A 12517-nucleotide genomic window follows, 5' to 3' on the forward strand; every position below is an offset into this window, starting at 1 on the left:
GAAGGAGGTTCGCATGACATCGAACGGTGGGGTAGGCAAGCTGCGCAGCGTGGTGCTCGATTGCCCGGAGCCGCGTAAGCTCGCGCAGTTCTATCTCGGACTGCTCGGGGCTGAGATGTTCTCGGACGAGGAAGAAACCTGGGTGGTCATCGTCGACGGTGACGGCAGGCGACTCTGCTTCCAGCTGGCGCCGGAGTACAAGCCGCCGCGGTTCCCCGATCCCGAAGCGTCGCAACAGTTTCACCTCGATGTGCTGGTCGACGACATCGAGGAGGCCGAGCCGAAGGCGCTTGCGCTCGGTGCAACGCTGGTGCAGCCCAACGACAATGATCAATTTCGCGTCTACCGCGATCCGGTCGGGCACACCTTCTGTCTGATGTGGTTGTAGGGCCGAGTGGTCGTCCTCACCGGCAACCCTCCAGGGTGGCGGACGCCAGTTCCGTGACGACATCGACGGCTTCGCGACGCACGCGAAAGGCGTTGAGCTGTCGCATCGCTCCGTTGCCTCGGGCGAGCACCGCAGCCAGTGCATCGGTGACCGAGCGCCGATCACCGAGCTCGTCGAGTGCGGGACCCACGTAATCGACGAGCTCGGTCAACAGCTCGGCAACCGGAACAATGCGGCCTCGCACCGGATCGACCGCGTCGCCGTCGAGCCCACTGCGTGCCGACTTCCAATACGCGGCATGCAACACCTCCGTGCCGACGCTAGGCGGAGAGATGTTGCGCGCCAAAGATGTTCGCGCCGTCATCACCATCGCGCGCACCAGGGTCGCGAGCAGTACCGTCTCCTCGATCGTGGCAGGGACGTCGCTGACTCGGATCTCGACGGTGGGAAAGCTCATGGATGGGCGGACATCCCAGTAGACCATCTTCTTGTCGAGGATGCTGCCGCTGGACTGCATCATGGCGACCATCGACTGATACTCCGCCAGTGAGCCGAAATGCGGGGGCGGACCTGCGCTCGGCCAGCGGCGCCAGAGGATGCTGCGCCAACTCGCGTAGCCGGTGTCGACGCCGCGATAGATCGCCGAGTTGGCGGTGAGCGCGAGGAACAGCGGCAGCCACGGCCGCAGGAAATTGCCGACCAGCACCGCGGTTTCGCGATCGGGCACCGCAACATGGACATGACAGCCGCACAGTCCCTGCTCGTGGGCGAGCATGCCGTAGGCTTCGGCGATCCGTTGGTAGCGTGGAGTATCGGTGACCGGGAATCGGTCGGGCACGGTCGGCGGGATGCCCGCCGCGAGCAGTTGGACACCGTTCTTTTCTGCGCATTCGGCCACGCCACAGCGCAGGAGGCGCAGTTCGCTCGCCAGCTCTGCCGAATCGCTGTGCACTCCGGTGCTGGTTTCCACCTGGCAGCGGGTCAGCTCGAGTTGTAGATCGATGCCGAGTTCGGCTGCGGTTCTGGCGACCTCGACATTCTTCGCCACCGGCGCACCGGTTTCGGGATCGGTAAGGATGAATTCCTCTTCAACGCCGACGGTCACCGAGGCTGCGTCCATGCCGATGGATTACCCATAGATCGAGGTCATACGCGTCGGCGTGCCGTCGAACAGTTCCCGAGCGGCGGGGGAGCGCAAGCACCGCGGGACCGGGACGTCCCGCGGTGCGGTGTGCCACACGTGTGTCTAGCTGCTCGCCGGGTTCAGATGCCGATCACGTCTAGCATGAGACGAACCCAGTGGCTGATCGTGCCGATAATCATCGGAATTCTCCTTCCACCACTCAGGGAACTGCATCGTAGGCTCAGATTGCCGCAGTATCGGCGGCGCCAAACGCTGATCGCCCGGACGTCGGGAGGACATCTCGTTCACCGCGCTGTCAGCTTGCGCCTGCGTTGCGGCGAGTCTCCGCGTCGAGTCCTGATCGGCTGCGGTCGCAAGCGTGCGGTGGGAAAAGACTCGACGAGTGCGGCAAGTTACCGACAGAATGCAAACGGCCACACTTTGATCGGAGAAGTCGCTGGTGGACGTGCTGCTGGATACCGAACGGCTGACGCTGCGCCGATTCACCGAGGACGACGTCGACCTACTGGTCGAGTTGGACAGCGACCCCGAGGTGATGCGGTTCCTCACCGGCGAACCCACGCCGCGCAGCGAGATCGAGGGCGAGGTGTTGCCCCGGATCTTGCGAGACTACGAGCGGGGTCCGGCGGGGCGATGGGCCGCCATCGAGCGAGCCAGCGGACGGTTCGTGGGTTGGTTCGCGTTGCAGCCACCCGAGGACGGGGGCATCGCCGAAGTGGAACTCGGGTATCGGCTCGAGGCGTCGGTGTGGGGCCGGGGGTATGCCACCGAGGGAGCTCGGGCGCTGCTCCGGACGGCGTTCACCGAACTCGGTGTCGAGCGAGTGTGGGCCCAGACCATGGCGGTCAACAGCGCGTCGCGACGGGTGCTGGAGCAGGTCGGCCTGCGCTATCTGCGGACCTTTCACCTGCACTTCGAGGATCCGCTGCCCGGCACCGAGCACGGCGAGGTCGAATACGAGCTCACCAGGACCGACTGGACTACGCTGCCCGCGAATCGCATGCGCGATCATCAGCGATCGCTTCGGTAAATCACAGGCCCGCGCGGCACACTAAGTGGGCGTGAATCATCTGGAACTGCCGTTTCTCGTGCTGTTCGGCACGATCCTGGCCCAGCCGCTCGGTCGTCGGCTCGGGATAGCTCCTGCCGTCCTGATGACGGTGTTCGGGTGTGCGCTCGCGCTGATCCCGGCGGTGCCCGATGTCCGGGTCGCGCCGGATCTTATTCTGCCGCTGCTGCTTCCGCCGCTGCTGTACGCGTCGGCCCGCCGCACCTCGTGGCGCACCTTCGCGCAGAACTGGGGTGCGATCGCGCTGCAGGCCATCGGGCTCGTGGTGGTGACCGCGGCGGTGGTGGCGGTGGTGACGCATCTGTGGCATCCGGCGGTGCCGCTGGCCGTCGCGTTCGTGCTCGGCGCGCTGGTCGCCCCGCCGGACCCGGTGGCCGTCGGGGCGCTGGCCGGCCGGCTCGGGCTGCCGCGCAGGCTCGTTGCGGTGCTGGAAGGGGAAGGGCTGTTCAACGATGTCACCGCGATCGTGCTGTACGGGATCGCGGTGCAGGCGGTGGTCACCGGGCAGTTCTCGGCGTGGTCGGCGGCAATGGAATTCGTGCTCGCCGCGGTGGTCGGGATCGCGGTCGGGCTGGTGTTCGGCTGGTGCGGCAGCAGGCTGATGCGGCGGCTCGACGAGGCGGCGTGGCAGGTGGCGTTGGGGTTGGCGCTGCCGTTCGCCGCCTACCGATTGGCCGAAGCGCTCGGCGGATCAGCGGTGCTCGCGGTGCTGGTGTGCGCGCTGTATCTGACCGATGCTGCCACCGATTTCGGTGGCAGCGACTACCGGCTGGTCGGTGACTCGTTCTGGGCGATCATCGACATGCTCGTCACCGGAATAGCGTTCGGGCTGATCGGGTTGGAGCTCGCGACCGTGCTGCGCGATGCGGGACCGGATTGGCCGCAATACCTTGGTATTTCGGGCGCGGTCATCGGTGCCGTCGTCGGCATCCGGCTGATCTGGCTGCTCGCGACCTGGGCGATGTTCGGGCGCTGGTGGCGCAGGCACGAGGCCGACGAGCCCTACACCTGGCGCGAAACCGTCGTCACCTGGTGGGCTGGGCAGCGTGGCGTCGCCACGGTCGCTTTGGCTTTGGCGGTGCCGTTGACCACCGAATCCGGTGCGCCCTTCCCGTGGCGCAGCGGAATCCTGTTCACCGCCTTCGCCTTGGTCCTGTTCACCCTGCTGATCCAGGGGCCGACCCTGCCACTCGTGGTGCGCGCCACCGGAGTTCGCGCCGACACCGACGCCGAACGCGTCATGGAACGCCAACTCTGGACCAGGATCCTGCGCGCCGAACTGACCCGACTACAGCAGGTCGCCTACCTGGAGGACCTCCCCGACGACGTCTACGACCGTCTGCACGTCGGCATCGAAAGACGTTTGGCGAGAGCCGATCCCGAAGCCGCCGACGAGGCGAAAGCAGCCGCCGAACACAGCGCCGACCTCAATCGGAAACTCCACCGCATCAACCAGGAAGTGCTGGCCGCGGGTCGGGACGAGGCCATGGCCGCTCGCCGCGAACACGGCGTGCCACCGGACCTGGTCGACCGAGTAATGCGTCGCCTCGACCTGCGGTCGCCTTAGTGTGTGCGATGCGGTTCGGTCCGACTGTCGGAATCGGCCGCCTGGAGACCACGAATCAGCGAGTTCGATACTCCTGGAAGGCCGTTCGGTACGGGGCTGCCCCTGTTAGTGACGTCTGCCACCGGTCGGGCGATCACTCTAGCCTTGGCGCATGGAGGAGGGGACTGCTCAGCGGCTGGCGTTGAAGGTGCTGAGCAGACCACAGTATGGTGCGGAAGGCCTGCTCGATCCGTCGGGGACAGCGACGGATTGGGCTTGGGTCTTCCGGTGGGGTAACACGGCCGACAACCACGGAATCGTCATCGTCGTCAAGGATTTGGCGCGTGCGTGGGCGATCCGCCTCAGTCGAGACGGTGCCGATTTCGACGCTTTCACCAAGGAATATTCCGACGCGTTCCGGCTGGCTTTCGATCCGACAGCGACTCCGCCGAAACCGGGGCGACGGCTGGTGGCGAGTGCTCGTCTGTTGGCCAATAATGGTCTCGGTTTTGCCGCCGGCGCAGCGGCGGCCATCGGCACCGTCGGCCTGCTGCGGTTCTTGTGGTCCGGTGTGCCAACGTGGATCCTCATTGTGGCGGCCGTCGGGTCCGCGCTGGCGATCGGCGCGGCCCACGCGACCCTCGAGTGGTTGACGGATCGACGCCTGGCGCGTTCCGTCAACGAGGAGTTCGCACGCGGGCGCTACGCCCACCTCCTCGTCCCCGCTCGCCACATGCACACCCAGACTCTCGCCACGGCCCGCCAGGACACCGAGGTCGTCGTGGGCTGGTCCATCCGATATGACCACATTCGAGATGTGTTGGCCCGCAACCAGCCCGAGGATCTACCGTTTCGTCTCGCCTTGGTCAGGATCCTGCGCGAAACCAGCAGACGCGAGTAGGGGAGCTCGCGGCTGCGAAGATGGTTCGGTGAATGAGCGGACAGAACTGATCGGCGGCCGCGAGAAGCGCGAGATCCGGATCGTCGACTACGACCCCACCTGGCCTGCCCGTTTTGCCGAGGAGCGGGATCGGATCGCCAACGCGCTCGGCGCCGTCGCGCGTCGCGTCGACCACATCGGCTCGACCTCGGTGCCCGGTCTCGCGGCCAAACCGATCATCGACATCCAGGTCAGTGTGCCGGATGTCGACGACGAGGACGCATACCTCGAATTGCTTTCCGCCGCAGGCTATCAGCTTCGCGTGCGGGAGCCTGCTCATCGCATGATGCGGACGCCCGAGCGGGATGTGCACGTTCACCTCTGCACGATCGGGAGTGCATGGGAACGTCCGCAGCTGCTGTTCCGGGACTGGTTGCGGCATGACGACGCGGATCGCGCGGCCTACGAGCAACTCAAACGTGAACTCGCGCAGCGAGACTGGAGCGATATGAATGCCTACGCCGATGCCAAGGGGCCGCTCATCACGGAAATCGGTGCACGGGCGCAGGCGTGGGCGGACGCCACCGGTTGGACCCCGTAGCGTGCCAGGATCTTGTGGGCGCGACGTGGTGGCAATCGGCGGTGATCGTTCAGCTTCGAAATCTCGAAATGATTGGAACCCTCTCACCGTGGGTTGCTCTGCCCGATCGCCCGCAAGACATCGGCGAGCCAAACAAGGTCATAGGTGAGGACACGATCCGGGTCAGCGATCGAATCACGCAGGTGCTGCCATGATTCGGAGAGCTGGCCGATCGTCATGTTGACCGGCACGTCGTAGACGTCGTACAACTCCTCCGCAGGGATCGACCAGAAATAGTCCTGGTCCAGGGCTGCAGATCCCGTCCCCGCGGTCGCCTCGACATGGTTCAGTGCCACCTCGAATGCCTTGCGCAGTTCGGTGAAGGACAGGATCAGTTGCTCACCAGTCATGGCCACCGTCATGAACGGCGCACCCTGCAAACGTCGGGGCGACGGGCGTGGATCACCTCACGTTCAACTGTGAAAAGCCACCACCCGACGATCCAGCACCGTGCACACCATGATCGGCCTACGCCCCATTCGCTGAGTTCATTGCGGGCTGGCGCGAGTGCTGGGTCAGATGGCAGGTTTGATCCCGACCCTGCCGACGACCGCGACGGTGATCGCGGAATGGCTCATCACCTTTCCTGTCTCGAAGACCACCGCCGGAGTGGTCTGGTTACCCTCGCCGAGCACCATGTTGCGGATCATGGTGCTGCGGGTGCCGATGATCTGTTCGGTACTCGGATCGATGATGATCTCGTCGAGTTCGGTACCTTGCGGCACAAAGCGGGTTGCGTCCACGAACCCGAGCGCAGTGCCTTTGCGTCCGTCCAGATTCGGCACATTCTCGGTGACCTTGATCCCGGGCAACCGCAGCAGTGCCTGGTGCAACGTTGTGCGCAGGTCCTTGGGCACCAGGCCGGTGGTGAGGAACTCTCTCGCGTCACCGAAGGCATCGAGTTCCGGGCTGATCTTGGCGTCGGGTCCGGGGCCTTCTTTCAGCTTGGCCAGCAACGCATCCGGGTCTCGCGGCAGTGCGGCGACGTACTGCGGGGTGGGCCGGTGCCACCCGCCCTCGATGGGGCGGCACTCGGGTCGATCGACGTTCTCACCCATATAGCTCCACGACCCGCAGGCGGCCCGCCATTCCCCGGGGAAATAGCTCTGGTCGACCGACCGCTGTCGCTCGGGAGTGTCTGCGCTGGCGGGAAGTATCTTGACCGGCCGGGCGTGATTGCGGCGTTCCATCCATCTGTCACTCCAGGTGGCAGGCACCCAGATTTCCCGAGTCGCCTCCACTTGGTAGGCCACATCGCCCCGCGCATTATTGATCCCGTCGCTGCGCGTCCCGACATAGAGGTACTGACCGGCGGCCAACCCCAGGTCCGGGTCGGCCGCCACAGTGCCGCGGGGTTGGACCCGCGAGGGCGATTGGTCGTTGTCGCTCGTGGTGCAGGCGGCGGTCGCCGCGATCACCATGGCGGCCGCAGCGGCCCCGATCAGCAGCCATCGAGACGTGCGCCGTGTGGGAGCGAGTTGGACCACCCTGGCCTTTCCCTCGGCGTGACCAGCCGGATCGCCGGTGATTTCGGCAAGAATCTTCGCTCGGCCCGAGTCCGACTGTTCCTTGCTCCGTGGGCGGACATCGTCATTGATCATCGAGAGAGCACACTCCTACCGGTTAGTCGAACACGCTCTCCAGGGAACCAATGCCGTGAGCGACCGGCATCATCGATTCGTCACAAGCCGGTCATCCAGCTCATTCCTGGAGGTAGCGGAAGGACTTTCGGCGCGAGGGAAACGCGCTGGATCGACGGCTCCGGGTGCTCAGCTCTGCTCGAGCAACGCGGTCAACTTGTCCAGGCCCTGTTCGAGCTCGGCCTTCGCATGGTCACGCATCAGCGCGGTCGGGTGGCCGAACTCGGTGACCGTCATCGCTGTCCATTTGCTCGCGACCGCGGTGAAGGTGACGATGTGCCGTCGAGGCGGCGTCCTAGGTGCGCCCGCGCTTGCCGCATTGGTACGCGCGAGATCGAACTCGATCAGGCTGGTCGGCTCGATCTGACGGTAGGTCAAGGTGTTGTAGATGTCGGGCCCGCGGTGCTCCGCGAGCGCACGCAGGCAGATCACCGAGGGCTAACGCATCCGGCGGAATCTCAGGCCTGCAGTGACCAGTGGCCTGAGATGCGCTGCGGTTCTGCACGTTAGGTATTGGTGCGGGGGCGGTGGGCCCGGATGTCCACGGGGCGTCCGTCGGGATCGCGCGCCGTCATCGTCCATTGCGTGGGCAACGTCTCGATCTCCTCGACAGGCCACCCGGCGGCCAGGATTCGTTCGCGAACCGCACACAGCTGCGCATAGTCGCCGACCCGCAGCCCCCATCCCGCACAGCCGAATGGGTCGAGATCAATGGTTGCGCCAGTAGCTGTTTCGACGATCATCAGGTGGTCAGCCCCACCGACGTCGATGACCGCGATTCGAGGATCCGCAGCGGTTGCCGCACGCTCGAAAGCGAGTGTCGCTCCGAGTAACTCGGTGTAGTACCGCACGAGCTGGTCGAGGTCGGTCGTGGCAAGTGTCAGATGGTCGATTCCGAGCAAATCGGGCATGGTGAACTGAGCGTAGCGCCATCGCTGGAGGAACCCCAGGGCGAACGCCTATACCTTCTACGTTCAGTGGGCTATCGCGTCGACTTCCGCCATTCCGTTCCGTCCGGCGGGATCTCGGGCAGTCCTTCACTCGCACGGAGCTTTTCGGCCATGGCGGTCAGCAGGTTCTGCGACTCTTCGGACAGGTCGAAGGCCCGGCTCGACAGCCGTCGCAGTCCCGTGGCTTGCAGCTGGGTCAGCAACACCAGATCGTGGTCGATCTTGGCGGCATAGACGTCGTTGTAGAAGTAGTCCGGGTCGACCTTGAAGAACTTGGCCAGCGCGGCGACTGTCTCGCCGGAGGGCGTCGACCGTGTTCCCGACCGCAACTGCGCGAGGTACGTCGTCGAGATCGGATGCCCGTCCGCTGTCAGGGCGGCCGCGACCTCCCCGTTGGTGTGCGGCTTACGCCATGGCGGATGCACGGTGGCGAACAGTTGGTTCAACCGTCCGGCGAACTTCTTGCGTTGCCGGTACTTCGACCATTCGCCGAATTCGAGGACCTCGCCGTCGATCTCGCGTGACGGGGTGGTGGCGACGGGGAATCTGCGGTAGTTGACACCCGGCGTCTGCGGACCAGTCGGCTGCACAGTCTGCGGATTGTCGATGACGATCCGCCGCTTGCGGACGTCGGGCATGCCGACACCGAGCAACCCGGCGAGCACCCGGCGGCCGACGGAATGCCCTTCCGTGACAGGAGGCTTCCCCTGTCCGAACGAGCGCCGTCGCACGCCGAGCAACCCCGCCAGGATCCGACGACGGAACGAACCTCTCGACATCAACTGGCCTCCGTTTCGGAAACCCCTGACTGTTGCGGCGATTCGGCGCCCGCCGACGACAATCCCGAGGGACGGGTCGACGTACCGGTGATCACGGAGGCGAGTTGTGGAACCGAACCCAATTGCGCCAACACCGCCGGAGCCGCGAACCCGAGCACGACCGCGACATACGCCCCGCTGATCTGTCCGGTGGTGCCGAAGAGCGCGGCCGCACTCGCGCCGAGCAGTGTCCGCACGGCCAGCATCCACCCGTGCACCGGCGCATCGATGAACGTGCGCACCCGCGGCGGCTTCCCCTTCACTCGCCCTGCGGGCGTGCGCCTGGCGTCCCGCCACACCGCGAGCCAGCGCAGCACCGCCAGCGCCTCGACAGCAGCTCCACCGCACGCGCCGAGCAAGGAGAACTCCCACCACTGCACGATGCGCCTTTCCACGGTCGATCCTGCTGTCGACACCATCATCGTCTACTCGGGCGGTCCATGATGCAGGTTGCAGCAAATCGTTCGCTATCAGCGGAATTTCACTTCTCCCGCGGTGTGGCCCGGTGCGAGAGCCGCTGCGCACCGGCCGTGAATGCGTTGTGCGACTGGCTATTCGGCGAGCCACCACGAGCGTGAGAACAGGGAAGAGGACAACCACGGACATCTTCCCAGCCGCTGCGATCGTGGTTCGATGGGGACACCAGTGGGAGAGGAAGCGATGGCACCACACACAGGATTCGCCGGACGAACGTATGTCGTCACCGGCTCGGCATCAGGCATCGGCGCGGCGACTGCCGCACTCCTTCGCGAGCGCGGCGCGAAAGTCATCGGCTGTGATCTCGACGACGCCGACGTCACCGCTGACCTGTCCACCGCAGCGGGCAGGCAATCACTGATCGATCAGGTGACGGCACGCGGGCCGATCGACGCGGTACTCGCCATCGCAGGCGGCGGCAGAACCGGCCTGCTGGAGACCAACTACTTCGGCGCCGTCGCGACATTGGACGGCCTGCGGCCGCTGCTGGCGCAGAGCCCCGCGCCGCGCGCGGTAGCCGTCTCGTCGACGTCGTCGCTGGCGCCCGCGGACGAGCGCATCGTCCAAGCGTGCCTCGACGGTGACGAAGCCGCCGCGGTCGGCTATCTCGCCGCCGATCCCGCGCTCGGCGGGCCCACCGGCGCCTACGGCATCGCCAAGCGGGCGTTGAATCGCTGGGTACGCACGGCCGCGCCCACACCCGAGTGGGCCGGTGCCGGCATCGCCCTGAACGTCGTCGCCCCAGGTGTCGTCGACACCCCGGCGGCCGCCTGGATCCTGGCCGACGACGAAATCCGCAATGCCGTCGAAACAGCTGCGCCGCAACCGTTCGGTGGCTTCCCCGGCCGGCCCGAATGGGTCGCCGAGCTGATCTGCTGGCTGTCCTCGGCGGACAACCGGTTTGTCACCGGACAAATCGTCTTCGCCGACGGCGGCTCGGAGGCGACGGCGATCGGCGACCTCCATTGGCGATGACACCGCGCCGGGGTAACGTTGCGGCAAACACGGCCAGGGTCGGCCACGGACACAGCATGCAGACTTCCTCACCCTTGATACGGAAGGCAGCGGATGACCTACCGCACCATTGTCGGCGTTCAGATCCTGTTGATTCGTGACGGAGCCGTGCTGCTGGCCCGGCGGCGCAACACCGGATTCGCCGACGCGAAGTGGAACGCGCCAGGGGGCAAGCTCGAAGAAGGGGAGGATGTCGTCTCCGCGGTGATCAGGGAGGCGCGCGAGGAGATCGGCGTTCATCTCCGCCACGACGAGGTCAGGATGACCTCGTCGATTCATATCCAGGCACCGAAGGGGCAGTACCGGGTGCTGTTCATCTTCAGCGCGGAAAGCTGGACCGGCGATCCGCACAACCGGGAACCCGACCTCTGCTCGGAGCTCGAGTGGTTTCCCCTGGAAGACCTCCCCGGCGACACCATCCTGAGCACCCGCGCCGGAGTCGAATTGCTCCAGCGCGGTGAGCATTTCGGGGTGTACGGCTGGCCCGACCCAGCGCTGCAGGCACACGACCATCGGGTCAATCATGTGCCTGCACCCGTGCGAGGTTAGCGACCGACAGGCTCGAGCATGGCCGCGGCGGTGAGCTCGACGGAGCGGACGCGGTCCTCGATGGCGGTGGCGTGGTGGGCGAGGATGAGTTCGTCGGCCTGGATCGAGGCGGCAAAATCGTCCAGATACGAACGGACTTCGGCGGGGGTGCCGGTCGCCGTGTAGCGGACCTTCGAGGTGAGCGGGTAGGCGTCCGGGGTGGCGAGGAAGGCGTCGATCTCCTCGTCGGTGAAGTCGACATCCGACGTGCGACGCTTGACCATGGCCCGAGCGCGGGCACGGTAGGCGATCTTCTGCTGTTCTGCTGCGTCGTCACCGTTTTCGGCGGCGAACACGTTGACTCCCGCCATCATGTACGGCTCTGCCAGTTGCTCGGACGGCCGGAAGTTGGTGCGGTACAGGGTGGCTGCCTCATGCAGGGCTTCGGGCGCGAAGTGCGAGGCGAACGCATACGGCAAGCCGAGTTGCGCGGCGAGCTGCGCACCGAACAGTGATGAACCCAGGATGTAGAGCGGCACAACACCTTCCGCCCGCGGCACGGCATAGACGCCGGGGATCCGTGACTGGCCGGTCAGATATCCCTGCAATTCCAGCACGTCCTGCGGGAAGGAATCCGACGACGTCGCATCTCGGCGCAGCGCCCGCATGGTCGTCTGGTCACTGCCCGGCGCCCGCCCGAGTCCGAGGTCGATTCGGCCGGGAAACAGCGTCTCCAACGTGCCGAACTGTTCCGCGATCACCAGCGGTGAATGGTTGGGCAGCATGATGCCGCCCGCGCCGAGCCGGATCGAGTCGGTGTGCTCGGCGACATGGCCGATCAGCACACTCGTGGCGCTCGACGCGATGGTGCGCATGTTGTGGTGCTCGGCGTACCAGACGCGGGTGTATCCGCTGTGTTCCGCGGCCCTGGCCAGCGCGACGCTGTTGGCGAAACTGTCACGCGCGGTCTGGCCGGGCGCGATCGACGCCAGGTCGAGGATGGACAGAGCAGTCGACATTGAGGTGCCTTTCCTTGGTCAGAGCACGCGGTGGAGTTGTTCGGTGAAGGCGCGGATGCGTGCGTCGTCGCGCCGGTAGTAGGCCCACTGCCCGCGCCGGTTGACGGTGAGGAACCCCGCACGCTGCAGGATCGCCAGATGCACCGAGATGGTCGACGCCGACGTTCCTGCCTTCTGCTGAATGAGTCCGACGCACACACCCAGCTCGGCCGACCCGTCCGAACGCCCAGGGAAGTGTGTCTCCGGATCCTTCAACCACTCGAGGATCCGCAGCCGAGTCTCGTTCGCCAGGGCTTTGCACTCGTCGAGCACCTGCACCGCCCTTCGTCATTTCGCTAATTAACGAACTTACGCTGCGCGTGGCCGGTCGGCATTGTGATGCCGCTCACGCGGGTGTTGTCGCG

Annotated in this window: 16 protein-coding genes; 7 read left to right on the forward strand and 9 right to left on the reverse strand. The window is 65.8% G+C overall.

Features of this window, described 5'->3' with window-relative positions; all coding sequences use genetic code 11:
- The first annotated feature begins 13 nt into the window (after positions 1–13).
- The gene (locus tag ACGFNJ_RS30565; RefSeq protein WP_393455813.1) at positions 14–388 is read left to right on the forward strand and encodes a VOC family protein; all 375 of its coding nucleotides are present in this window, start codon (positions 14–16) and stop codon (positions 386–388) included.
- A 16-nt stretch (positions 389–404) separates the two neighbouring features.
- Here ACGFNJ_RS30565 and ACGFNJ_RS30570 read toward each other — a convergent pair whose 3' ends face one another.
- Positions 405–1508, reverse strand: a complete 1104-nt coding sequence (locus ACGFNJ_RS30570; protein WP_393455816.1) for a glutamate--cysteine ligase — start codon at positions 1506–1508, stop codon at positions 405–407.
- 463 nt (positions 1509–1971) lie between these two features.
- On the opposite strand from ACGFNJ_RS30570, the gene ACGFNJ_RS30575 reads away from it, so the two are divergent.
- The 4 genes from ACGFNJ_RS30575 (at position 1972) to ACGFNJ_RS30590 (ending at position 5628) form a co-directional block, all read left to right on the forward strand.
- The gene (locus ACGFNJ_RS30575) at positions 1972–2562 is read left to right on the forward strand and encodes a GNAT family N-acetyltransferase (RefSeq protein WP_393455819.1); all 591 of its coding nucleotides are present in this window, start codon (positions 1972–1974) and stop codon (positions 2560–2562) included.
- 31 nt (positions 2563–2593) lie between these two features.
- A complete protein-coding gene (locus ACGFNJ_RS30580) occupies positions 2594–4168 on the forward strand; it encodes a Na+/H+ antiporter (RefSeq protein WP_393455822.1) in 1575 nt (524 codons plus the stop codon).
- Positions 4169–4319: 151 nt separating this feature from the next.
- Complete coding sequence (locus ACGFNJ_RS30585; protein WP_393455825.1) at positions 4320–5048, forward strand: hypothetical protein; 729 nt, start codon at positions 4320–4322, stop codon at positions 5046–5048.
- 28 nt (positions 5049–5076) lie between these two features.
- A complete protein-coding gene (locus ACGFNJ_RS30590; RefSeq protein ID WP_393455828.1) occupies positions 5077–5628 on the forward strand; it encodes a GrpB family protein in 552 nt (183 codons plus the stop codon).
- 83 nt (positions 5629–5711) lie between these two features.
- Here the strand turns inward: ACGFNJ_RS30590 and ACGFNJ_RS30595 are convergent, their stop codons facing one another.
- The 6 genes from ACGFNJ_RS30595 to ACGFNJ_RS30620 form a co-directional block, all read right to left on the reverse strand.
- Complete coding sequence (locus tag ACGFNJ_RS30595) at positions 5712–6029, reverse strand: hypothetical protein (protein WP_393455831.1); 318 nt, start codon at positions 6027–6029, stop codon at positions 5712–5714.
- 153 nt (positions 6030–6182) lie between these two features.
- On the reverse strand, positions 6183–7268 hold the full coding sequence (locus tag ACGFNJ_RS30600) for a CU044_5270 family protein (protein WP_393455834.1): 1086 nt from the start codon (positions 7266–7268) through the stop codon (positions 6183–6185).
- A 168-nt stretch (positions 7269–7436) separates the two neighbouring features.
- Positions 7437–7739, reverse strand: coding sequence for a hypothetical protein (locus tag ACGFNJ_RS30605; RefSeq protein ID WP_393455837.1), 303 nt, complete (start codon positions 7737–7739; stop codon positions 7437–7439).
- 74 nt (positions 7740–7813) lie between these two features.
- Positions 7814–8218 (reverse strand): VOC family protein, encoded by a 405-nt coding sequence (locus ACGFNJ_RS30610; protein ID WP_393455840.1) that lies wholly within the window; start codon positions 8216–8218, stop codon positions 7814–7816.
- Positions 8219–8289: 71 nt separating this feature from the next.
- Positions 8290–8772: a helix-turn-helix domain-containing protein gene (locus tag ACGFNJ_RS30615; RefSeq protein WP_393456506.1), complete on the reverse strand. Its 483-nt coding sequence runs from the start codon at positions 8770–8772 to the stop codon at positions 8290–8292.
- Between the two features lie 263 nt (positions 8773–9035).
- A complete protein-coding gene (locus ACGFNJ_RS30620; protein WP_393455843.1) occupies positions 9036–9470 on the reverse strand; it encodes a hypothetical protein in 435 nt (144 codons plus the stop codon).
- Positions 9471–9735: 265 nt separating this feature from the next.
- Here ACGFNJ_RS30620 and ACGFNJ_RS30625 point away from each other — a divergent pair, with 265 nt between their 5' ends.
- Both ACGFNJ_RS30625 and ACGFNJ_RS30630 read left to right on the forward strand, forming a co-directional pair.
- A complete protein-coding gene (locus ACGFNJ_RS30625) occupies positions 9736–10527 on the forward strand; it encodes an SDR family oxidoreductase (protein WP_393455846.1) in 792 nt (263 codons plus the stop codon).
- A 93-nt stretch (positions 10528–10620) separates the two neighbouring features.
- The gene (locus tag ACGFNJ_RS30630) at positions 10621–11115 is read left to right on the forward strand and encodes an NUDIX domain-containing protein (RefSeq protein ID WP_393455849.1); all 495 of its coding nucleotides are present in this window, start codon (positions 10621–10623) and stop codon (positions 11113–11115) included.
- On the opposite strand, the gene ACGFNJ_RS30635 is transcribed toward ACGFNJ_RS30630, so the two are convergent.
- Positions 11112–12113 carry an LLM class flavin-dependent oxidoreductase gene (locus tag ACGFNJ_RS30635; RefSeq protein ID WP_393455852.1) on the reverse strand — a complete coding sequence of 334 codons (1002 nt, stop codon included), beginning with the start codon at positions 12111–12113 and terminating at the stop codon, positions 11112–11114. The two genes, ACGFNJ_RS30630 and ACGFNJ_RS30635, sit on opposite strands and share 4 nt — an antisense overlap.
- Before the next feature lie 18 nt (positions 12114–12131).
- Positions 12132–12425, reverse strand: coding sequence for an ArsR/SmtB family transcription factor (locus tag ACGFNJ_RS30640; RefSeq protein ID WP_393455855.1), 294 nt, complete (start codon positions 12423–12425; stop codon positions 12132–12134).
- Between the last annotated feature and the right edge of the window lie 92 nt (positions 12426–12517).

The organism is Nocardia sp. NPDC049149, assembly GCF_043197455.1.
GTDB lineage: Bacteria > Actinomycetota > Actinomycetes > Mycobacteriales > Mycobacteriaceae > Nocardia.